Here is a 24,633-nt window from a genome sequence, read left to right as displayed (position 1 = left end):
AGGCTGTGAACTACTGGCTATTGGTAGCAGCAATGCAAAAATACCATAAATAAATGGTCAATTATTCTGGATGCTCAGTACGGCCAAATAAGTTGGTAAATAGTAGCAGGTGGAGGCCCTCTGCCCAGTAAACGGCTGGATGCTGAGTTTGTTTGGTAGTGGTCAGCATTAAGTGTTTGTAGGGGCTGGCTAAGTTCTCTGTGATATAGATACCTCGTTTGTATAAGAGTGGAAGTTTTAGTGTATTTGAGAGTGTCTGAAGGTTTGCTTTTAGGTTTTGGTCGTTATGTTGGTACGCTTATATTAAGTCGATGTATCCGAGTTGCTTAGATATGACTTCTGTTTTTTAATTAAAGTGCAAATAGGCAGTATTGTCAGGGAAAAGGTATGTGTATATTAAAAATATAATTTTCAAATGGTACCAGTCTATAGAAAATGCCATAAGTCCAAGGTATATTCCGCGCACTTAAAATTACTTGATCGGAAAGGATGCTGGGATGAGTGTTTTACGGGTAGTTAGTGCGGTTTGGCTTTTGCTATTTTCTCTATGTGCTCATCCAGCAGCGACACTAAGGGTATCCCCAAGTTCGTCAACTGGGAGTTACACCCTCAGTTGGGATGCTCATTCCGATGTAAAATTCAACTATAAAATCGTTGAAAAATACAATGGCTCAGAAAGCTCCTCTACGGTGGGTGTGAGTATTCTGTCCAAGAGCTTTTCCAAGGTGAAGAATGGGACTTATACATATCAAGTATATGCTCAGGGCGAGTATTACAACCCTGAAGTTGGGGAGTATTTCCCTAAGAGTTACTCTGTTGGAAGTGCTGTTTCTGTAGTTGTAACTGTACCAAAACCCGGCGCTCCTGGTTCAATTTCTGTCCCTTCTTCAACTGACACTGATGGCTCCTATAGCGTTAGCTGGACTTCGTCGAGTGGAATTGTTGACTATTATCAGTATCGACAGTCAAAAAATAGTAGTTGGGGAAGTTGGGTTGGAATGGGGTCTAGTAAATCCAAATCCTTTAGCGGTATGGGTGATGGAACTTATAAATATCAAGCTAGGGCTTGTAATGACTCTGGATGTGGCAGTAGTAAAACCAGTGGCTCCTTTTCTGTTTTGCAAAAGCCTGGCACTCCCAGCTCTATCACTGTTCCCAGCGGTTATAATACAACTGGCTCCTATAACGTCAGCTGGGGAACTGCATCGGGAACTGTTGAATACTACTCATATAGGCAGCTTAAGGGGAGTAGCTGGGGGGCTTGGGTTAATAATGGTACAAGCCGGACAGAGCCTTTTTCAGATCAAGATGAAGCGCAATATCAATATCAGGTAAAAGCCTGTAATGCTACGGGTTGTGGCGGTACCAAAACTAGCAGTTCATTTATAGTTCTAGAGCTGCCTAGTGCTGTTACTGGACTTTCCTCACCTGTTTCTCAAGTAACATCCAGCGTTTTATTAAGCTGGAATCCGCCATCCAGTGGTTCCTACGATGAATATCTGATCGAAGAGATGCATGAAAGTGGAACTTGGATTGAGAGTAAGAGAGTCGATGCTGAAATCACCGAAGATACCCTCGATATTGAACTGCAAGGTGACTATACCTTTCGAGTTTCAGCTTGTAATGCTGCAGGTTGTGGTAGTACCTCAAATACTGTAACGGTTACAGCTGACGCAATAATGGTGGAGCCCTCGCCGTCAGAAGGAAATTATATTCTCCGTTGGTTACCTTACGATTCTGAAAATGGTTGGCAATATGAGATTACAGAAACATTCAATAATGTTTCTACTGTTTTGAGTGCAAAGAAATATGAAACGAGTAAGGAATTTACCAAAACCAAGAACGGCACTTACACCTACTGGGTAAGCCAGAATGTTGATGTTAACGGTGATGGCTCCGAGTTTAAATTTTATGATGTTGGCAATATTGATGTTGAGGTGATATTACCCTTACCGACCATGGTAGGTATTAGTGTTAGTGCTAACAAAAAATGGGTTAATGAATCAGTTGTTGTGTCGTATGCCCCCCTTACTAATGTGCATGTTGACTCGTATGAGCTTCAGTATAAGAGTACCGGAGGCTGGACCCCAATCAACAATGGGGACTCCGTAACCTTATCCAATTCAGGGACATATACCTTCCAGGTTCGTGCTCGCAATGACTCCGGTCCGGGCCCTTGGGGTCAGGTTGATGTTGAAGTCTATGAAAAACCCGAGGCTCCAAAACTGTTTGTAAATCATATCGGTAAAGATGGTGAAGTTGAGCTGTGGTGGGATGAGACTGCCGGTGATGCTGACTACTTTCAGCTTACCAGCTCTACTGATTCAAACTTTGAAGACCCAGGTCCTTTAAGCGGAACTAGCCATACACTTATTGATGCCCCTGTCGGTTACCAGAAATATCAACTGGCCGCTTGTCTATCAAAGATGAATGACTATTGCTCAGACTACTCTGAAGAGGCGATGGTTTATGTCTTTAACTTCGATGAAAATGATGAAGATCTAACTGTTCTTGCCGCGGCTACAGAAGATTCCCTCTTTAGTATCCCATCTGATGAAAATGTTGCGATTTGGGAGGGCGACATCTCTGTTAATGGCGGGGCGGTAAATTACAATTTTCCTGTCGCATTGCCCCCCGGCAGAAATGGCATGGCTCCAAGCCTTAGCGTGAGTTATAGCAGCCAGTCTGGGTACGGTAACCTTGGCTTTGGCTGGTCAATAGGCACCGGTGGAGCGGTGTCTCGCTGTCAAAAAACCTTTGCTATTGACGGAAAATCGACTCCTGTTCAGTTTGATTCCAGCGATAAACTCTGCCTTAACGGCCAGCGCCTGATTTTGGTGTCGGGTTCGTATGGGCAATCTGGCGCTGTTTATGCTACTGAGATTTATGATGGCAGTGAGATTACTCAAAAGGGGGGCGCAATAAGTTCAAGTTCCTCCTACTTTGAAGTAGAGACGAAAAACAACCAAATTCTGACATTTGGTGGAGGTAATAACGCGGTATTTGTGCCCAGTGGCACTTCCGCCCCCATGGCTTGGAAGCAGGCCTGGGAAGAAGATGCTTTTGGTAACAACATTGCCTGGAAGTATCAAACCGTCAGCGGTGAGCACCGCCTGGATGCAATCTATTACACCGGTTATCAAGGAGCCTATGGCAGTCGAGAAGTAGATTTTATCTATGAAACTGCCAATCGTTACCGGAGCCAGTTTGTTCACGGAGCAGAAGTGGTAAGCGCAAGCCGCCTTGAAAAATTAAAAATTTATATTAATGGAGCAGCTGGCCACGAGTATCGCTTTGATTATGCGAATGATAGTGCGATTGATCGCCTTGTTAGCTTGAGCTACTGCCCAACAGGTTCAAATTGTACGGTGAATGATATTGAATGGGGGCAGGAAGAGTCCCTGCTTGGCTCTGATATTCCCGCCGTTGATATTGAACCGAACTATGTCGAGCACGAAGATGGTTTGGCAACGCAAGCCGTGGGCGGCCGCGACTTTGATGGCGATGGTCTATTTGATATCTGGGCCCGGGATCAGGGAATCTACCTATCCTCTGAGCAACAGTGGGTAGACTATCCGGAAATTAATGATCTTAAGAGTTTGTCTAACCAGTTTGATGAATCCCGTATCGATATCAACCTGGATGGTCGTGATGATCTGCTATTTACCACCAGTGACAAAAAGCTGAAGTACGCAACTTGGGATTCCAGCAGCTCCAGCTTTAAGTTTGTTGATACTGGTATACAGTCCAAGTGTGAATATATTTTGGCGGTGCCGGCTAACCCGGCGGCACGGGCAATGGTCAACTTCTGTGAAAGTGCAGCTTCAGATATCGATGGCGATGGAGCGATTGATATCCTCATGCCCGATGAACAAGTGGATAACTACACTTATACCTATAATCTCTATCGCAACAATGCCGGCACCTTAGTTAAGCAAGCCCAGTTTGAGGCGGGTGCCTTCGGGGCAATTAGCATGAAGGACCTGGATGGCGATGGAGTTAAAGATGTTCTTGTGAGTGCCTCCCTGTTAAAGTCAGATAATAAAATTTACTGGTATAAAGTCACCGATATTAATGGAAGCTGGTCAGTCGGCGCAGAACAAACCATAACTGTTTCAGGCCTGGTTGGTAATCGCTTTTCTGATGGCCGTAGTACCATTAAGTGGGCAGATGTGAACGGTGATGGACTGCAAGATCTCCTGGCTTTAAGCACACCAAACGACCTTGAGTACGAATGGTATTACGCTCTTAATAAAGGGAATGGCTCTTTTACCAGCTTCGCCAGTACCGGCCTGGAAGAGTTCGCCTCGATACGTACGATGACTGGTAACACCTCCAATGGCGCTTACGCATGGAATCATTTGGCTTTTGCGGTTGATATCAACCATGATGGCATCGAAGACTTAATGGCACCGAGCCGCACTACCTACAAAGCCCTTTGTGATAACGGTTCTTACCAAAACAATCCGTGTAATATTGATACGGAGCTTGAAGCAGCCCCCGTTCAGTATGATGTGTATAAGTGGTCTGCCTATATCGCCACCTATGATGAGAGTGGCCTCAGCTATACCGAGCAGGACCTTGGCATCCAGTCTCATCAGGAAAACCTGTTCCAGGCAGATGTGAATGGCGATGGGGTAACAGATTACGGTGCCTATCTCGGTGCCAGCGGAAAGACCTATACTTACCGTGGTCCAACCCCGGGCGTTTATCTGTATCTTGGTAATCGCAGTGAGTACGACCTGGTGAGTGGCATTAAGTTGGCCGATGAGCGTATCGAACGACATCGTATCAACTATGCGACTCTGGTAGAGCAGCACGATAGTGGAAGTCGTATTTTTACACCTAACTCAGAGGCACAATCCTATCCCTATACCAACTTTATCAATGGTATGCGGATCGTAAAAAGTGTGGAGTCCGATAATGGAGTCGGCGGCTTTAATGAAGAGCGCTACACCTACAAAGGTGCAGTTGCTCACTTAAAGGGTAGGGGCTTTGCCGGGTTTGGCCAAATCACCCGCGAGGAAATGACCACCGGCAATCGTGATATCAGCACCTTCTATCAAGCATTCCCTTACACTGGAATATTGGAAAGTCGTCAGCAATACAGTGGTGATGACATCCTATTTTATGATTACCAGGTCAATACAAAGAAAAATAGCTTTGGCCAACCCAGCGGAACTTATCTGCCCCGCGTTACCAAGGACACGACCAAAGAATATGAAATCGGAGACAATGGTCTTGCTGCTACAGTCACCAACACCAGTGACTACGACAGCCTGGGCAATCAGGTTGAAGCGATACTTGTAGAAGTGGACCCCTACGGCCGCTCCAGCCAAACCACCACCAGCGAATTTTCTACTTCAGCTAGCTGTCGCAACACCCCGGTTTATACCCAGGTGGTTAGCCAGCGCAATAATTACGATGTTGGGGTTGGTAGTCTCAACACAACAGATCAGGATGTTCGCAGTGATTTCAGCAGCTTCGAAAACTGTGCGCCCAAACGCACCGAAATTACCGCCAGTGGCAGTACCCTTACCAAAGCGGTAGTACTGAGCTTTGATCAATACGGCAATGTAATAAGCTCCACCAAGCAGGGTGGCAGTGACGCAAACCGGGTTGCTACCAACGTTTACGACTCCGAAGGTTATTTTGTTGAATCGACGTACAACAACGAATGGGGTAGTGGCACAAGGAGCTATCAAACCACCAACCCCTGGTTTGGCACCGTAGTCTCGGCCACTGATCCCCTGAACCGTCAGGCCGATACCACCTTAAATGATTTCGGCCAGCCGCTTACAGTAACTTCTGATGCAGCCCCCACGGTCAAGAGTCGCCGCGCCTGGTGTGATGGAAGCTGTCCGCAAGATGCGCTGCAAAAGAGCGTTACCTGGAGCCTGGGCAGCCCACCGGTAACTGAATACCTGGACAGCCTCGGCCGCACCCTTCGCACTGAAACCCTGGGCTTCGACGGGCGCACCGTGGTTGCCAATAAAGCGTACGACCAGCGCGGCAATTTGGTTCGTACGGAAGAACCGCACTACGATGGCGCCACTACCACCTATGAAACCTGGTCTGACTTCGACGACATGAACCGGGCCGGCAAGCACGAGCGCTACAATAACCCGCTCAGCTTTACCACCAGCTACACCTACAGCAGTACCGGTGTTTCCGTAGATGTCGTCAATGGTGATGGGGCCAGCCTCTCCATGTTTAAGGCTTTTGCCGCGAACAAAAAATTGGTCTACACCCAGGACGCCAAGGGCGGTAAAACCTACTACCGCTACGACGGTGCCGGCCGCCTGGTCTCTTTAGTCGACGCTGCAGCCAACGATATTCGCTATGAATACAACGGCTTTGGGGAAGCCATAGCAGTAGATGATCCCAACAGCGGCCGCAGCAGCTTCGAATACAACGCCTTCGGTGAGCGCACTGTCAGTACCGATGCCAACAATCAGGTGACTGACACCTTCTACGATAAACTCGGCCGGGTTACTGGCACGGTCAACAATGGCGATACCATTGCCAGGTTGTACGACCAAAATGGCCACTACGGGCTTTTAACCACCGAAGCTCGCAACGAAGACTATATCCGCCTGTTTGAATACCAGCCGGGCACCTACCATCCGGCTGCTACTTACACGGTGATCGACGAAGAAAAAGTCTTCCTGGAAAGAACAGCCTGGGATACCACTTACCACCGGTCCACCGTTACCCGCGCTGCCGATGGGGAAATTTTCCGCAGCCGCTATAACAGTCGTGGCTACGGCTACCAGCACCAACACTATCAAGCGGATCAAAGCTGGGTCACCACCTGGACACTGACCGACGCCACCGCCAGCGGTGCCCCCGTGTTGCAGCAGTTTATGAGCGGCATTGAACAGAAGATCAACCGCTATGCCGGCAGCGATATCATCGATGGTATCTGTGCCGGCGGTGTTAATTGCCTGCAATCAGACCAGATCCAATCTATCGACTACCGTCACAACGCCTGGGGCAGTGTTACCGGCGAGGCCCACCAGCACAACGGCCTGGATTACGCCTACAGCTACGACACGCTACACCGCCTGGAAAGCCAGACCGTCACTTCCAGTGACTACCCCCAGTACGACCGTAGCGTAAGCTACACCTACGACGCCGTCGGTAATCTCACTTCAAAAAGCGACTACGCCACCAGCCTGAGCTACGGTAACAGCGCCAGAAGTGCCGGCGGCAATGCCGGTCCCCACGCCGTACGCCAAGTCACCACCACCGATGGCCAAAGCCACAGCCTGGTCTACGACAACGCCGGCAACCTGATTACCGGTATCGACGGCCTCAGTGTGGGATACGACAACTACAACCAAGCCAATCGTATCGAACGCAATGGCATCGTGACCGAGTACTTCTACGGCACCGGCATCGATGCCTATAAAAAAGTGGAGACAGAGGGTAGCGACGTTACCACCACCCTCTATATCGGCAATTACGAAGAGATCACTACCGACAGCGCTACCAAAGAGCGCACCACCCACGGTGGCTACCTGGTAATTACCCGTGAAAACGACAGCATAGAGCAGAGCATCCTACTGCAAGACCGCCTCGGCAGTATCACCACCATCGTCGATGCCAACCTGCAACCCGGTGATAGTGATTTTGTACGGCAGTTCCGCAGCTACGATCCCTTCGGCCAGAGTCGGGACTTCCAGGGGCAGGATCACCTGGATAGCTTTAACACAACGGATCAGGGCTTTACTGGCCACCGCCACCTGAACGACCAAAAGCTGATTCATATGCGCGGTAGGGTGTATGATTACCAGCTCGGCCGCTTCCTCTCTCCAGATCCGATTATTCTGGACCCGCAGGACAGCCAGAGCCTGAATGCCTATAGCTATGTGATGAATAATCCACTGGCGGGGACAGATCCTACGGGTTATTCGAATCAAGGTAGTGAAACGGGGCAGAAGCCAAATGGGCGCTCTAAGAGTGAGGATGATCCTACAACTGAGAGTGGGCAGAAAGCATTAAAAGTAGTTATTGGTGAGGCGAAAATCAGTAAAACGGGTAGCCGGATCAAGAGGACAGAAACGGTTGCCGCAAAGGTGGATGGTAATGGGAATGTTACCAGTTTTACCGTTCTTAGTCCGAAGCAGGGCTCTGGTCAGGATGCTACTTTTACTGCTGGTGAGGGAAGTCGGGCTGGTGGAGCGAGTGAGGGGCGCCAAGCTGATGGGGGGAGTGGTGCAGGGAATACTGCTACTAGTCAGTCTCAGGCTGAGGGAGGTGCTGTTACTAGTTCAGATGATGGTGCACAAAAGGGGCAAACGTTTGCGGGAAGAGCCGAAATATACCGAGATATGCAAGCGCAACTAAGTGCAGCCGGAATTGATACAGTTTGGTTTGGTGTCGCCGCTGACTTAAACGAGTTTTTTGCTGGCCGATCCGGGTTGCTCCTTACTTCCTACGAATATATGAATGAGCTAGGTATATCGTTGTTGGACCATAATACGAATATGTTTAATTCGCTTATGGCCGGTGATATAAGTTTAAGTGGTCAATCTCTTGATAATTTTTTGGTTCAAGGTGAGCAAATGCATGTCCAGTCTTTCACTGTTGCCAGATATGGTACGAGTGTTCCTGTTTCTGTGAGGGCTCCTGTTAATTTGGCGTTTAGTGTGGGAAGGATGGCTTTAGCATCTAATATCCGGTCTGGGGTCAATTACGTTGAGCGTAGATATAGTGAGAACTTTAATTTTTGGAATACTTCTCACAGGATATTATTGGGAGAGTCAATGATGTCAATGGCACGTCATGGTAATTAATAATATGAAAAAATCTTTAGATTCCGTTCCATATTTACTTTCGTTTATTTCTTTGGAGGTTCTGGTTTTTTTTATTTTGTACGTTGTCCACGCTCTAGCTTTAAAGGGGTTTGGTTTATCAGATGCCTTTGTAAAAGGTGGGTATGAATTCTTTTGGAGAATAATTTCTTTACAGATATTTATGCAGTTGGGTTTTTTGATGTTAGCTGCTAATTTTGAGTTTCATAAAAACTATGTAGTGATTCTTTTTTTATCCCTTTTGGCTTATTCGATTGCCTGCCTCATTTCGTTCTCTGATGCATCCTCTATTTGGAAGCTGATGCAAATTCCAAACAAAGATGAAATGGGCGAAGGGTTTGCGATTTTTATTAGTGTTACCACTGCCTATTTACTTTTTCTTTTTTGGGGTATGGTTAAGTCGTAAACAAATAAAGCAAGTAGCCCCGCTTTGCGGGGCTACTTGCTTTAATCAGCGGTAAAAATCAATCGCCACCTGAACGACCAAAAGCTGATTCATATGCGCGGCAGGGTGTATGATTATCAGCTCGGCCGCTTCCTCTCTCCAGATCCGATTATTCTGGACCCGCAGGATAGCCAAAGCCTGAATGCCTATAGCTATGTGATGAATAATCCACTGGCGGGGACAGATCCTACGGGTTATGCGGCAGAAGGCGGTGATACGGGGCAGAAGCCGAATGGGCGCTCCCACGGTGAGGATGATCCTACTACTGAGAGTGGGCAGAAGGCATCAAAAGAAGTTATTGGAACGGCGAAAATCAGTAAAACTGGTAGCCGGATCAAGAGAATATTTTCCTGAGAATATTTTCCTGGGAAGAATATTTTCCTGGACACCCAAAGAATATTTTCCTGGACACCCAAAGATTAGGTAGAGGCGCGAGCGGTGCTGTTAGTACCAGCTCTAGCGACTATTTCTTTCTGGTTTAGTGTTAAGGTGCAGTGAATGACTGAGAAGATATACTAGGGGTTGGAAAATCGTGGTTTGGATACAAGCCGGGAGGAGAAGTATCGATAGATTGGGTGGTAACTAGCAGGATGCTGCAGAAAGGAAGCGCCGACAGTCGCCTATACCGTGCACCCAGCGTTTATTGAGCTGTATACAGGCTTGTTGTACTGTCTCCACTGATCCCACCAATCCTTTGAAGCGACTTTCAAAGTTTCGAATATTTTCCTGGACACCCAAAGATTAGAGAGAGGTGCGAGCGGTGCTGTTAGTACCAGCCCTAGCGACTATTTCTTTCTGGTTTAGTGTTAAGGTGCAGTGAAAGACTGAGAAAATATACTAGGGGTTGGAAAATCGTGGTTTGGATACAAGCCGGGAGGAGAAGTATCGATAGATTGGGTGGTAACTAGCAGGATGCTGCAGAAAGGAAGCGCCGACAGTCGCCTATACCGTGCACCCAGCGTTTATTGAGCTGTATACAGGCTTGTTGTACTGTCTCCACTGATCCCCCCCCAAACCTTTAAAGCAACTTTCAAAGTTTCTGTTGAGGTGTAGCCAGTGTTTTGGTGAGATGCCTAGTCGTTTGAGGATGGGTGGCGTGCTTTCAGCAACATTACCTCGTTTTCTAGGGGCTAAATGTCGACTACTCCAATCCATTAGTTCTAAATAGTGATCCAGCCGAAAGGGCAGCCCTTCCGGCATGTTCAGTTTCTCACTTCCTGCTCCTTTTTATACGCACATAAATCTCTTCGCGGTGAACGGATAGGGATCTGGGGGCGCTGATTCCTATCTTTACTTGATTACCTTTAACCTCCAATACTGTGACTGAGATATTGGTTCCAATTCTCAAGTTCTCGCCAGTCTTACGCTTTAAAATCAACATGGTCATTGCCTACAGATACTAAAATCATATGCGGATCTTCCGCATGGGGATTGCTTGGTAAGTAATACGAGGCAGAAGTGAAGGGCGGTGCACGAGAACGGTAGGCGTAGAAGAAGAAAAGACGGACGCAACGCTGCCAGAGCTTGAAGAACCTCTTCAAGCCTCTGAATCTACTCCACTTTATTGAAGATGAGCGGGTTTCTAGCGTATTATCCACTGAGCCACTTTGATAGGTATGATATCAATTTGGTTAGCTGGCCCCGGGTGTTGGTAGCACCTTGGGTCAGCGCCTTTTACTTACACTTACGTCACGCTACCGTTCTCCTTTGAGATATGGGTTTTAAAACTCTTGGGTTTCTTGATCTTTTTGCTACGAGCCTATTCAGGCATACTCAATTACGGCCAAAATATCGATAAATATCTATCAATTTTACGCAGCTTTGACACTAAAACAAACTGAATAAAATCCAATAAGATCATTTTCGTGCCTATTTTTTTATGGTCTTTTATCCATAAAATCTCACTTTCCTATTAAAAGTTGCAGCTTAAATTGGAACCTTCTCTGATTTAAAAGGCAGAGTAAAAAAATAAAAATTATTAATGTTCCAGCAGCGGCCACAGCAGCTTCGAATACAACGCCTTCGGTGAGCGCACTGTCAGCACCGATGCCAACAACTAAGTGACTGACACCTTCTACGATAAGCTCGGCCGGGTTACCGGCGAAACCCACCAGCACAACGGCCTGGATTACGCCTACAGCTACGACACGCTGCACCGCCTGGAAAGCCAGACTGTCACCTCCAGTGACTACCCACAGTACGACCGCAGCGTAAACTACACCTACGACGCCGTCGGTAATCTCACTTCAAAAAGCGACTACGCCACCAGTCTGAGCTACGGCAACAGTGCCAGAAGTGCCGGCGGCAACGCCGGCCCCCACGCCGTACGTCAAGTCACCACCACCGATGGCCAAAGCCACAGCCTGGTTTACGACAACGCCGGCAACCTGATTACTGGCATTGATGGCCTCAGTGTGGGATACGACAACTACAACCAAGCCAATCGTATCGAACGCAATGGCATCGTCACCGAGTATTTCTACGGCACCGGTATCGATGCCTATAAAAAAGTGGAGACAGAGGGTAGCAACGTTACCACCACCCTCTATATCGGCAATTACGAAGAGATCACCACCAGCAGCTCCACCAAAGAGCGCACCACCCACGGTGGCTACCTGGTAATTACCCGTGAAAACGAAACCATAGAGCAAAGCATCCTACTGCAAGACCGCCTCGGCAGTATCACCACCATTGTCGATGCCAACTTGCAGCCTGGTGATAGTGATTTTGTCAGGCAGTTCCGCAGCTATGATCCCTTCGGCCAAAGCCGGGACTTCCAGGGGCAGGACAACCTGGATAGCTTTAACACAACCGACCAGGGCTTTACTGGCCACCGCCACCTGAACGACCAAAAGCTGATTCATATGCGCGGCAGGGTGTATGATTATCAGCTCGGCCGCTTTCTTTCTCCAGATCCGATTATTTTGGACCCTCAGGACAGCCAGAGCCTGAATGCCTATAGCTATGTGATGAATAATCCATTGGCGGCGACTGACCCTACAGGTTATGTGGAAAATAAAGGTGATACGGGGCAAAAGCACAATGGGCGCTCTAAGAGCGAAGATGATCCTACAACTGAGAGTGGGCAGAAGGCATTAAAAGTAGTTATTGGTAAGGCGAAAATCAGTAAAACCGGTAGCCGGATCAAGAGGACAGAAACGGTTGCCGCAGTAGTGGATGGTAATGGGAATGTTACCAGCTTTACCGTTCTTAGTGATTCTGGCCAGGGAGGGACACAGGGTGCTGGTCAGGGTGCGGCTTTTACTACTGGTGGACGATAGAATCCTAGATACTCAAAGATAGTGTTCTCTTATTCGCTGTGGCAGGTTTCCCTTTAGGGATTAGCCCTCCTATTCAGAGGTTAAGGTTGCGATGCCTTCCTTGGGCTTCAGTCCGAAATGCCGACTGATATCTTTTATTGTCATGTTGGATCTCACTTGGCAGTTTTACTATCCTGGTGAAGTGTCCAGAAGCATTGGATCACTGCCGATGGTAGATAGCAGGTATCGACTCCAGCCACTGTTTAAACTCTCCTCTCTTGAATATGTTTTACCTATTGTTAGATGGATAAGTTAAGGAAAATCTATTTGTTTGATATAGTCACCCTTTTGTTATAAGGAAATATTTAAGATGTTTTATAAGGGAAAAGGATTAGGGAGGCAGTTTGCTTGTCTTCTTTTAGGGTTATTGGCAACTAATCAGGGTTGGGCTTTTAAGCTAAAGAGCCATGTGTTTGTTGGGCAGCAAGTGATTAATGACCTTGCTGATGATGGCAGGGTCACTTTTGAAATCAATAATAATTACTATGATATTGATGTTCCTGATGATGTTTCTTCTGCGATCCTAGAGAACCAGTCCGCTTATCTGCTTGGCAATATAGGGCCTGATGCTTCTCCTGATTTCGTAGTTGGGCAGACCAGTGTTCACCCTGGAGCTTTGGATAAGAATGAAGCTGGAGATGCAATAGTCCAAGAGGATAGTACGCGCTATAACACAGACGATTGGCTGAAGTACTTGTTGACTCAAAAGGATGCCTCAAATACGGGTAAGGCGTATGTCTATGGATATCTCGGGCATGCTTCGGCAGATGTGTTTGCTCATACATACGTAAATCAGTATTCGGGTGATATTTTCGCTATTTTTGATGGCGAAAGTCTAAACGAAAAGCGCCATATTGCCCTTGAATCTTATATCGATTCAAGGGTGCCGGTGTTACGTGATTACCTGGGTGAGGCACTTGGCGAGCCTTATCAGAGGATTGACTTGAATGATGATGAGCTATTTGAGTTTCTAAGAGATAAGTTAATTTATGCGGATATCCCTACAGAACAATATGAAAAAAACCCGATGGCTTCTCATTTAGCTGCGATTTCAAAGTTTAGAGAGGAATTATATCGGCAGGCAACGGACGCTAGAGGATATTGGCACACTATTGATGTTTGGGTAGTTCAGTATCTTATCGAATACTATGCGGGTTATTCTGTGCCAGAATCACTTGCCAGTGATCTTGTAGATATTGGTAATGATCTTATTGACGAAACCAATGTTGCAATAGATAAGCTCCAATCAATTAATAGCAAACTTCTTAGTTATAAGCGAGACTTTGAAGATTTTGGGTTTGATTCAGTAACTTCTGCGCTGGATAAAGCTCAATCTTCTTACTCTGATCTGACCAATAAGAGGCAAGAGCTTGAAGAGGCGCTTTTAGATTGGCGCAGTGAGGTAGCTATTAATGGCTGCGAATTTGCAATTAAATCAATTGACCCCACTGGCTTGGTTGATGAGGCAATTAATCTTGATCCGGTTGCCAATATGTTGGGTCTTGATAGTGTGGAGGAGGTTGTTGAGTATTCTCTGGATCCGCTAGGTTTATTTGGTAGTCTATTTGGTGGGGATGATGGGGATCACTGGACTGAGACAGGTAATGGCATCTCGGCATATGAAGTTTTCTCTGATTCATATTTTAATGAGTGGTCCGAAAATCTAAAGGCTGATATTGAATCAGAACAGATAGCGTATACAAGAAATTTTGCTCTAGGGCACTTGCCTTTAATAAATAGTGGGGTTTTGGCAGCTCTTGAATTGACTCGGGAGATAATCCCTGCACCGTTTGTTCCCATTGCTGTTGGTGATGTTGTTGTCCCCATCGTTAACAATAAAACCTATGACTGGAATGTTCGTGTATCCACCTCTTATGATTATGTAGACCGTTTCTGGGTTAAAGAATCTAGTTCAGGAAAGATAGTAATTCATTTTGAAGCAGAAAAATTGGCCTCTGATGATGTGGGAGTTTGTGAAAATTTATCAAAGATGGTTTATTCAGCAGACTATGCAGCTCTTAATGCCATCCATAAGCTTGAGGACGAAGTTAATGATATGGCAGAAAAGAATATTGAGGATGTAGAAGCTGCTTATGAAGAGATGAAGGAGGCTGAGGACCACTTATACGCTATTCAAGATGCTGCTGTAGACTTGATGCAGCTGCTAAATAGCAATGTGAGTCCAGTTCAGTCAATATTCGAAATGTGGCAATCAAGTATTGATGTTGCAATGACTGAATATACTCGCACTACCGCTACCATGATGGTCAATACCATGAATGAAAATGCTAGCAATGTAGATCCTTTGTCAGATTGGGTATCTTGTTATGGCCCCACCTTTATAGGTGTTCCGTCACAGGCTTGTGATATATGGAAAAATACTAGTGGTATAATTGAGGCGCTCTCCAATGTTTTAGATATTCTTGATAGTGCTCCAATACCTGTAGGCTTGATTGATGCAAGGGAGGAGCTTCGAAAGGTAATCGATGGGTTAAAAGAAGAAGTAAAAGAGTATGCGATTGAAGAGGTGGAAGATATGCTGCCCACCGAGTTCAAGGAGCTAATCGATCTGCTTGATGCACCCATGACCGATACGGCACTAAATACCTGGTACTCAAAAAATGAGTCGCACAGTGAACATTTAGTTAAAATCCCGGATATGGCCTATAGGGTTACAGCAGAGATGCAGCTGGATGGCAATGGCGATTATAGTGCAAGTGGTTATCCGGTAGTTGCCAACGCAATTACTTTGGCAAAACTAGCCTTACTGGATGCCGAGGGCCTGAAAGCCTTGGCAAGGACCCAGGGTTTGAGTGAGTCTACTTTTAATGGGGTAAGCGCAGATAACTTAGTTGCGGGAGCCTTCAAAAGTATCGACGGTAACCATCAGTGGATGACATGTGCTCCTCCGTTACCAAGATCTATTGGTAGCGAAGATAAGTATCGCTTCTTCGATAATTACTCTTCCAGCTCAGGTTTCGTGCTTTGGCAGGACGGGAGTGCTAGAGAGTCTTTGTTTAACGGGTTATTTAAAGGACCGTTAACTTCTGGAGTGACGAACCCCTCTTTGATAGGTTTTGAGTGGATTCTTGATGCGGGCTCTGCTTATAAAACGCTGAGTGAAAGCTTCCCATATCCAGATGAACAGTGTGCTAGTGACAATAATTTTGATATGGGCTTGTAATACATGCCATCTAAAAACTTACCTTAAATAAAAGATTAAAAGGCTATATCTTGAGGAAAAAGGCACCTATTTTAGGTGTCTTCTTTGTCAAGCGGCTACTATCTGGGTTGTGGGCTGGTTATTTTTTGTGCAGGAGCGGTTAGTGATATCTACCGTTCCGTTAGTGAAAGCCTTAGCCCGCAATTCAAAAGTCTGCTTATTTAAGATTAAGTTGTAGTATCGGATAGTACAGAAAATCATCCTGGACACCCAAAGATTAGATAGAGGTACGAGCCGTGTTGTTAGTACCAGCTCTAGCGACTATTTCTTTCTGGTTTAGTGTTAAGGTGCAGTGAAAGACTGAGAAGATATACTTGGGGTTGGAAAATCTTGGTTTGGATACAAGCCGGGAGGAGAAGTATCGATAGATTGGGTGGTAACTAGCGGGATGCTGCAGAAAGGAAGCGCCGACAGTCGCCTATACCGTGCACCCAGCGTTTATTGAGCTGTATACAGGCTTGTTGTACTGTCTCCACTGATCCCACCAATCCTTTGAAGCGACTTTCAAAGTTTCTGTTGAGGTATAGCCAGTGTTTTGGTGAGATGCCTAGTCGTTTGAGGATGGGTGGCGTGCTTTCAGCAATATAACCTCGTTTTCTAGGATCTAAATATCGGCCACCCCAATCCACTAGTTCTAAATAGGACGACTTTTGTGGGTGTCCAGAATTTTTGTCCGTTCAGGGAGCTGGTCAGAGTACTGCTTTTACTGCTGGTGAGGGAAGTCGGGGAGGAGGATAGAATGGAGAAGGTAATCTAACTTCTGCTGATCACTTACAAAGGCCTCAAGAGAGTAGTTCGGAAAATGCACAATCGCGCTCTAAAAATGACCCGGAGGGAATTCGAGATGGTGTTTTAGAAAGGGGGCTTGATTTAGAAGTTGTTGATGGGGTACTAACAGGGGAAGTTGTATTTCAATGCCAATACGGCACCGCAGAATGTGGTGATGCTCTTGCTGATATGGCGTCCATTGTTAATGCTCATAGCAAGATTGATATTAGTTTTAGGCTCTCTGGAAGGGATGAGGCTTACGATATTGGTTTAAGGTTTGGGGATGAGAGTTCCTTATTTAATAAAGACCATGCAGGGGAATATGCTTCTCGAAGTGCTTTAGAGAGATTTCTTGGGCGGAAACCTATTATATACCTCAGGGCGTCTGGAAACCGAAGAATTACTACAGCAGCTCATGAGTTTGGACATGCTATGGGAATTGGACACCAAGCAAATCACACTAGTCGTTTGATGTCATATAGCCACCTTGATGGCGTTCCTAGGGCTAGACAGTTTTCTATGAAGCTGTTGGCTGGTTACACTCTCATTAAGGAGGCTAAAGATGAAGACTGAAATTTTTTGGAGTGTTTTGGGTTGCATCTTTAGTGTGTGCTCATATGCTGATATTGTTTTTGGAAATTGTGAGCTTGTTAAAGAAAATTTTTGTGTTAAAAGCAGTGCAGAAGAAAAGAAGTATTTTGCAATTCATTCCAAGGATTATCTTGATCGTCAGGTTGTTTGGCTATCAGAAGTTGATAGTCTAGATGGGAAGCATATTTGGCGTGATGAGCAAGAAGGTAAATCTTCTTTTTATGTGTTAGCGAAGGGTACCTCTTTGAGGGATATTGAATTTTTAGATACGAGAGACTCTATTTATGTAAAACTTGCTAATGATTCTGCTGGTAAGTCAATCCGCGAGTTCTTTCAACTATATGAGGTTCTAAAAAAAGGGCGGATGTCCGAAAAGCAGTTTGATCAAGCTTTCTATGGATTAAGTTTTTGGAAAAAGATTCTTTATGGTTTTGGATGGTTTAAGGATGCATATTTGAGTGAGAAGAACTTGCAATTAAAATCGCTTGTATTTGGCTCTAGTTTAGAGTGCCCTGATTGTTTGCATCTGGTTTTCCAGGCGGGAGAGAATCGTTGGCTTGTTTCTGGTAAAGTTGATAAAAGTAGCTCTATAAAGGTGGTTGATGTTTCGAGATTGGAATAAGGTTAGTTTTTTATTAGGAAGAGAGAGCTTTGGACGCCCAGTACAAACGATCCCAATTATTTAGGGTACCCATAGATTGAAAAGGAGGTGCTAGCAGAGACGCAGACGCCCTCTTGGCGAATTTTTCTTCTTTGATTGGTACTAAGACGTAATGGAAGGATCAAGAGTTAGGTTTTGGGGAGGCCTTCTTAGTAATGGTACTGCGCTTTCTGGGATTTAAATGTCGACCACTCCAGTCAATAGTTCTAAATAGTGATCCAGCCGAAAGGGCAGCCCTTTAGGCCTATTCAGACGCTCTCCACCTACAAGTGGTAGAAGTTCTTTGGGTTGCTCATCTAAGATTGCTGCACGAATGCGTTGTTGGATCGAGGTATGATTAGAGTCTTCTGGTGTTTTTGCCATATTGGCACGGATAGGGTTGAGGTCGACATAAGCCATACAGGCAGAGGGCTGGCTCAGGGGGCGGGCTAGGAGTGGCCATGGGTGAGCGAGGAGATTTAAATGTTGTTTCTCGATCTTTGAGAAACTTTATAGCGTTGGAGTTATAAAGATGAGATTAATTTTAGTGTTAATTATATCTGTTAGCTTGGGGGAGTTAGCCTATACCTATAATCCTAAATTGGGAGTTAATCCGATTTTATTTTTGTTTATAATTTTGGGGGCACTTCCATATGTCGCATTGTTAATAAGGTCTAGTTACTTTAGAAAAGAAATTAAGTGTTGGGTGGAAAACAATAATATAAAGGTTTTAGATGTACAGAATAATAATCTATTTAAAGGAAAGTTACGTTGGAGGGTGTCAGATATTCAAGATGTATTCCTTTTAAAGGGATGTGATGCTGAATATTGGGTCGCCTGTGGGACATGGTTTTTAGGTTCATTCAAGTGCGGATTGAAAGTTTACAAAGAATCAAACGGACACTTAAAGGTGGTGGCTTCCTTATAAGTCACAACATCTACACAAAAGGGGGATGTTGAAGTTTTTGGTAAGCTCAATAGGTCTTTGACTTGGCGTATAGGTGTGGGGGTTGGGTTATATGGAAAACTCGAAACTTCTCGTGTTAGTGCCGAGCTCGGTGGTGCTATTACCTGGGGTGGCGTTTACTCATAGAAAGGGATCTGGTCGGAGCTGAAAGGCAAGACTGGTTTTTAATTTGAGCTTGATAAGGTTATACAAGCGGAGTTGAAAGGAAAGTAGGTGAGTAAAATATTATATTACGGAGTAATTCCAGGTTCCGTAAAATTAGATAAGGAGTTTGCAATCAATGATAGCAATTTTTCTCAATAGTTGAACGGAGTTTCAGGGGTTACAGTCACAGTCTTTATCGTTAAATTTTTAATGAAAGTTGATTGGCTAAAATATGATTGTTATGAGCGGCAACATTTTTAAAAAGAATGGTTTTTGGGATTTCTGTAGGCTTGGGTTTCCTACATCTTTTATAGCGGGAATTTTAATTTCATATGCGCCCGCTAGCGAGCTTAGAGATGATGTTCTAATTTTTTGGGGTGCTGCATTAGTAGTTTTTACCTTCTTATTTACGGTGTTTGGTGTCTTTTGGAGTTTATGTAATCGAGAAAAGCTTGGTCTTTTGACTACCTCTGTATACATTTTGGTGTCAATTTTTTGCGTTGCGCTTTTTGGGTATTATTTATACATGTGCGAACGTAAAGGAGCCTTGCCATTGGGTGGCTGATTTATAGGCTTAAAACTAATTCTGGACGCCCACAGATTGGAGAGAAGTACGAGCCGTGTTGTTAGTGTCCGCTCTAGCGACCATTTCTTTCTGATTTAGTGTTAAGGTGCAGTGAAAGACTGAGAAGATATACTTGGGGTTGGAAAATCTTGGTTTGGATACAAACCGGGAGGAGAAGTATCGATAGATTGGGAGGTAACTAGCGGGATGCTGCAGAAAGTAAGCGCCGACAGTCGCCTATACCGTGTACCCAGAGTTTATTGAACTGGATACAGGCTTGCTGTACTGCCTCCACTGATCCCACCAATCCTTTAAAGTGACTTTCAAAGTTTCTGCTGAGGTATAGCCAGTATTTTATAGAGTGCGTGTAGCTAATGGAGACTATTCTAATTATACGCCTTAAGGTGATCGTTATGAAAAAAGAGTTGCTGTTAGTTTTTTGTGTATTGTTTTTTTCTGGTGGTGTGTTGGGCGATAGTGAGATGAGACTTTTCTTGGAAAACGTTGATTCAAAACTTCGGATTTATGTGATTAATGAGGGAGTGCGTGAAATTTATTTTAATAAACGATTTGCTGTTGGTCCTACTGGCGGCCCCAATGAGATTGTACTCCATATATTGGATCAGGAAGGGAGTCCTTTTCCATTTGATGCAAAGATTAGATTGCGTTCGGCAGGTAAAAAAGATTATGTATTTCTGGCGCCGGGGGACTTGGTTGGGCGTGAATATCCTATTGATAATTTGATCACCTATTATAGCTTACAGCCAGGTTCGTATAGTTTAAGAGCTTTTTATGGAAATCAGCATGCTGAACCAGAAGAATTGTCGAGAGTAAAACTTGAATCTAATGCGATAACATTACGAGTAGAGGATTAAGTAATTAGAAGCATATTCTGGACACCCAAAGATTAGATAGAGGTACGAGCCGTGTTGTTAGTCCCCGCTCTAGCGACTATTTCTTTCTGGTTTAGTGTTAAGGTGCAGTGAAAGACTGAGAAAATATACTTGGGGTTGGAAAATTGTGGGTTGGATACAAGCCGGGAAGAGAAGTATCGATAGATTGGGTGGTAACTAGTAGGATGCTGCAGAGAGGAAGCGCCGACAGTCGCCTATACTGTGCACCCACCGTTTATTGAGCTGTATACAGGCTTGTTGTACTGTCTCCACTGATCCCACCAATCCTTTAAAGCGACTTTCAAAGTTTTTGTTGAGGTATAGCCAGTGTTTTGGTGAGATGCCTAGTCGTTTGAGGATGGGGGGCGTACTTTCAGCAATATAACTTCGTTTTCTGGGGGCTAGATGTCGACCACCCCAGTTCATTAGTTCTAAATAGTGATCCAACTGAAAGGGCAACCCTTTAGGCCTATTCAGGCGCTCGCCACCTACAAACGGTAGAAGTTCTTTGGGTTGCTCACCTGCGATTGCCGTACGAAAACGTTGTTGGATCGAGGTATGATTAGAATCTTCTGCGTTTTTTCCATATGGGCACGGATAGGGTTGACGTCGACATAGGCCATGTAGGCAGCAAGAGCTCTTTCATCCAATAAAGCTTAGGACTTGAAGCGACCTCCCCAAAAACGGCCTGCACAATTATCTTCGGCATTGGCCTGGTGGGCGATAGGCTCGTTTGAGCTGCGCATAAACCAGGTAAGACCCATCAAATGATCATACTATAGCGCGACGATTTTCTTTAGCTCACCTTACAGTGATCGAGACTGTCCCTTTGAAGGTAGTCACGGGCCAATTCAGCGGTTTTCTTTGTCGATATAAAGTACGATATAGTTGTGGTTGCTCATAATTGCATAGGCAGCGATATCAAGGGCAAAGATCGAGGTCAGATTATGCATTCTGGATTCAATTCACTCGCGTCGTACCAGGCTCCATATCTCTACCACACAGAAATGCCCTCCGCACGCAGTGGAAGACGCAACGGTAGCAGGGGGTGGCGTCAACGAGACTTGCGCGCTACGAGGTAAGGGCATTGAGTCGATGCCTATATTGCCTCGCCAGGTGGTAGGCTTAAGAAATTTAGTTTTAATGTATATTATAATGACTGCAAATCTAACAAGCCGTTGAAACTTATGTTTCTACGGTTAGTGAAGACATAAATGCTTGGGGCGCTCCATGAATATGAAGAATGTAGTAATTAGTTTACACTTAGTAATTTGTTTTATCTCCATTTCCTTATCCTGCAATGCAGTAGCTAAAGTTGATTCTTGTCAAAATGATAAGTGCTTCGTGTCAATAGTTAGTTTAATCGCGAATGGGAGCGATTTTCATGGGGATAAAATTATAGTTCAAGGTGTTTTTTTCTCGGAGGGTAGAGATGCAGCTATTTACCTTGATGAAGGGTCGGAAAAGTTTCTCATTGATCAGAATGGAATTTATCTTTACATAAAAGATGGGGGGGAGGATATGAGCTTCTTAAATGGGAAATATGTAATTGCAGAAGGGATTTTCAATGCTGGTGAAAGAGGTAATTCTGGCGCTTTTAGTGGGGGGCTTGAGTCTATTGTACGAATTCATCCGTAAATTGATTTCTAATAGGGTAAATTCAAATTCAGGTCGCACTGAATACCTATACCGCTTGGCAAATTAATTTAGGACACCTAGTGTGCTGAGCTGAATCGGCCAATAAATTCAGACACCCAAAGATTAGAGATAAGTGCTGAGGATTCCTGAGGATTCTGGACACCCATGAATTGAGGGGGGAGGTGTTAGCTAAGCTGTAGATAACTCTTGGCGGCTATTTCTCCTTTGCTTGATACTAAGATGTAATGAAAAGGTCAAGAATTAGGTTTTAGGTAAAAAGCAAGAGGAACGAAGGCAGCTGAGGAGGGGGATAATCAGCAGGGTACTGCAGAAAGCAGGGGCCGACAGTCGCCTATACCGTGCCCCCAGCGTTTATTGAGCTGTATACAGGCTTGCTCTACTGTCTCCACAAATCCCACCAAACCTTTAAAACGGTAGCGACGGGCCAATTCAGCGGTTTTCTTTGTCGATATAAAGTACGATATGGTAGTGGTTACTCATAACTGCATAGGCAGCGATATCAAGGGCAAAGATCGAGGCCAGATTATGCATTCTGGATTCAATTCACTCACGGCGATACTCATAGTCATTACCAGATTCCATATCTCTACCACACAGGAATGCCTTTCGCAAACAGCGGGAGACGAAATGGTAGTAGGGGGTGAATTGTGCGCTACGAGGCAAAGGCATCGATCTTTGGCTGAGTGTATGATTATACAGTATTTGATCCAGTGGCCCCTGCTATGTCAATATTTTTGGTGCTTAAAGTGAGGACCTTTAGGGGGTAGAATTTTCTAAATTGCGCATCCCTAGCAGTTGGTTTGCTTCAGGGGGGGAGAGTGAGTGTTCCGAGCGGCGTAGGTCGAGTTTACTATAATATTGCTTTTATTTGTTATTCTGACAATGTATCTAATCCATACCACTTGCTGCAGCAAGTGGTATGGTGCTTCAATTGTTCCTACGGAAAGGTTTAAATAATGATGAAGAGAATTTGTTGTTTCTTTTTTACTATTATCCCTGGTTTTAGTATGGGAGGAGATGGATTATTAAATACAAAAGAAAGTGATGCATCTTTGCTTCCAGAGCTGGTTAAAGTTGTGGATACATTTGCAGATGAAAATAATCTTCAGTTTAGTGATGTTACTAAGTTGTTAAATCGATTTGTTTTTGAGCAGGAGCTAATAGCTAAAGGCGGGCTTGGTGCACTAGGGAAAAAGTCTTACCTAGATTTAACTTCGTCAAAAAATAAAATTTTTCTGGCTGATGGCAGAGAGTGGATAGGTGGGGATAATAGTGTCCAACAAGTTATTTTCTTGTTAAACGGAAAGGTTGTAGAGCGGTCTTCAGAGGTGGGAGTTATCGATTCGCTAACTGTTGTTATGTTTAGTTCTGAGCGCATTCAGACTTACGATTTGAAAAGGTTGGTAGGTGGATATTTTATAAGAAGGGAAGCTGAGCGTAGGAACTAGTTCAGGAAACACGGTAAGCTGTAACCGACGAACTTGAGACACCTATAAATTGAGGGAAAGTGGTTAGTTGAGATATGAGTACCCTCTTGGTGAGTTTTTCTTCTTTGCTTGATACTAAGACATAATGAAAAGATCAAGTGTTAGGTTTTTGGTAAAAACCAAGAGGAATGAAGGCAGCTGAGGACGGATAACCAGCAGGGTGCTGAAGAAATGTAGCGCCGGCAATCACGGATGCCATGTACCCAGCGTTTATCGAGCTGAATACACGCCTGCTTTACTGTCTTCACTGATCCCGCCAAACCTTTAAAGCGACTTTCAAAGTTTTTATTTAGGTAAAGCCAGCGTTTTGGTGAGATGCCTAGTCGATTAAGGGGGAGTGGAGTGCTTTCAGCAATATAACCTTATTTTCTAGGATCTAAATGTCGGCCACCCCAGTCCACTAGTTCTAAATGGTGATCCAGCCGAAAAGGCAGCCCTTTCGGCATATTCAGTCATCGTCTACAAGTGGTAATAGCTATTTGGGTTGCTTGCCTGAGGTGGCTGCATGAATACGTCGTTGAATCGAGGTATGGTCAGAACTTTCTGGTGTTTTTGCCATTTTGGCTCGGACAGGATTAAGATCGACATACGCCATGCAGGCGGCGAGGGCTCTTTCATCAAGCAAAGCTTGAGACTTAAAGCGTCCTTCCCAGAAGCGACATGTACAGTTATCTTCCGCATTGGCCTTGCGAGCGATAGATTCATTTAAGCAGCGCATAAACCAGCATCTCTCTCCAGAGAGCGACAAGCTCTTTGAGTTTTTTCATCTCACTGTGATCAAGGGTGTGGCCCTGAATATAGCGTTGGGCCAGTATGATGTACTAAAAAGCTCCTACCAGCGATGAATGACTTCAGTATCAAGCCAAGTTCTGGCTGTATTTGAGTCAATATAGAGAACAATATGGTAGTGATTACTCATTACCGCATAGATTGCGATATCAGGGGCAAAGATTGAAGCCAGATTATGCATCCTATATTCAATCCACTCGCGACCGGGTTCACAGTCATTGCCAGATTCTGATTTCACGGCAAACTCAATTCTAGCCACCCACAGATTGGTACTATTTGTGAGTTAAATTAATAAGTATTAAGAAAGTTATCTTGACCTCATC

Annotated in this window: 15 protein-coding genes; 12 read left to right on the top strand and 3 right to left on the bottom strand. The window is 45.0% G+C overall.

Features of this window, described 5'->3' with window-relative positions; translation table 11 throughout:
- Nucleotides 1-497: 497 nt before the first annotated feature.
- From ACJJIE_RS06530 to ACJJIE_RS06520, 3 genes are read left to right on the top strand one after another with little or no spacing between them, the layout of a single operon-like run.
- A complete protein-coding gene (locus tag ACJJIE_RS06530; protein WP_444894005.1) occupies nt 498-8,801 on the top strand; it encodes an FG-GAP-like repeat-containing protein in 8,304 nt (2,767 codons plus the stop codon).
- A gap of 4 nt (nt 8,802-8,805) precedes the next feature.
- Nucleotides 8,806-9,225 (top strand): hypothetical protein, encoded by a 420-nt coding sequence (locus ACJJIE_RS06525; RefSeq protein ID WP_444894004.1) that lies wholly within the window; start codon nt 8,806-8,808, stop codon nt 9,223-9,225.
- A gap of 57 nt (nt 9,226-9,282) precedes the next feature.
- Entirely contained in the window at nt 9,283-9,618 is a 336-nt protein-coding gene (locus ACJJIE_RS06520) for an RHS repeat-associated core domain-containing protein (RefSeq protein WP_444894752.1), read from the top strand.
- Nucleotides 9,619-10,474: 856 nt separating this feature from the next.
- On the opposite strand, the gene csrA is transcribed toward ACJJIE_RS06520, so the two are convergent.
- Nucleotides 10,475-10,645, bottom strand: a complete 171-nt coding sequence (gene csrA / locus ACJJIE_RS06515) for a carbon storage regulator CsrA (RefSeq protein ID WP_282932942.1) — start codon at nt 10,643-10,645, stop codon at nt 10,475-10,477.
- Between the two features lie 679 nt (nt 10,646-11,324).
- On the opposite strand from csrA, the gene ACJJIE_RS06510 reads away from it, so the two are divergent.
- The 9 genes from ACJJIE_RS06510 (at nt 11,325) to ACJJIE_RS06470 (ending at nt 23,482) form a co-directional block, all read left to right on the top strand.
- Nucleotides 11,325-12,545 carry an RHS repeat-associated core domain-containing protein gene (locus ACJJIE_RS06510; protein ID WP_282932941.1) on the top strand — a complete coding sequence of 407 codons (1,221 nt, stop codon included), beginning with the start codon at nt 11,325-11,327 and terminating at the stop codon, nt 12,543-12,545.
- Between the two features lie 349 nt (nt 12,546-12,894).
- Nucleotides 12,895-15,768: a zinc dependent phospholipase C family protein gene (locus ACJJIE_RS06505; RefSeq protein ID WP_282932940.1), complete on the top strand. Its 2,874-nt coding sequence runs from the start codon at nt 12,895-12,897 to the stop codon at nt 15,766-15,768.
- Nucleotides 15,769-16,764: 996 nt separating this feature from the next.
- On the top strand, nt 16,765-17,148 hold the full coding sequence (locus ACJJIE_RS06500; RefSeq protein ID WP_444894003.1) for a zinc metalloprotease: 384 nt from the start codon (nt 16,765-16,767) through the stop codon (nt 17,146-17,148).
- Complete coding sequence (locus tag ACJJIE_RS06495) at nt 17,138-17,788, top strand: hypothetical protein (RefSeq protein WP_444894002.1); 651 nt, start codon at nt 17,138-17,140, stop codon at nt 17,786-17,788. The genes ACJJIE_RS06500 and ACJJIE_RS06495 overlap by 11 nt, the downstream gene beginning before the upstream one ends.
- Nucleotides 17,789-18,338: 550 nt before the next feature.
- Nucleotides 18,339-18,734: a hypothetical protein gene (locus ACJJIE_RS06490; protein ID WP_444894001.1), complete on the top strand. Its 396-nt coding sequence runs from the start codon at nt 18,339-18,341 to the stop codon at nt 18,732-18,734.
- A gap of 415 nt (nt 18,735-19,149) precedes the next feature.
- A complete protein-coding gene (locus ACJJIE_RS06485; protein ID WP_444894000.1) occupies nt 19,150-19,482 on the top strand; it encodes a hypothetical protein in 333 nt (110 codons plus the stop codon).
- Between the two features lie 413 nt (nt 19,483-19,895).
- A complete protein-coding gene (locus tag ACJJIE_RS06480) occupies nt 19,896-20,357 on the top strand; it encodes a hypothetical protein (protein ID WP_444893999.1) in 462 nt (153 codons plus the stop codon).
- Nucleotides 20,358-21,605: 1,248 nt separating this feature from the next.
- A complete protein-coding gene (locus ACJJIE_RS06475; RefSeq protein WP_444893998.1) occupies nt 21,606-22,013 on the top strand; it encodes a hypothetical protein in 408 nt (135 codons plus the stop codon).
- Between the two features lie 977 nt (nt 22,014-22,990).
- Nucleotides 22,991-23,482 (top strand): hypothetical protein, encoded by a 492-nt coding sequence (locus tag ACJJIE_RS06470; RefSeq protein ID WP_444893997.1) that lies wholly within the window; start codon nt 22,991-22,993, stop codon nt 23,480-23,482.
- A 514-nt stretch (nt 23,483-23,996) separates the two neighbouring features.
- Here the strand turns inward: ACJJIE_RS06470 and ACJJIE_RS06465 are convergent.
- Both ACJJIE_RS06465 and ACJJIE_RS06460 read right to left on the bottom strand, forming a co-directional pair.
- Nucleotides 23,997-24,239, bottom strand: a complete 243-nt coding sequence (locus tag ACJJIE_RS06465) for a hypothetical protein (RefSeq protein WP_282932936.1) — start codon at nt 24,237-24,239, stop codon at nt 23,997-23,999.
- Between the two features lie 114 nt (nt 24,240-24,353).
- A complete protein-coding gene (locus ACJJIE_RS06460; protein ID WP_444893996.1) occupies nt 24,354-24,548 on the bottom strand; it encodes a hypothetical protein in 195 nt (64 codons plus the stop codon).
- Nucleotides 24,549-24,633: the final 85 nt, after the last annotated feature.

It is taken from the genome of Microbulbifer maximicatervae (SeqCode) (assembly GCF_052467325.1).
This window is presented reverse-complemented; position numbering and strand designations above follow the sequence as displayed.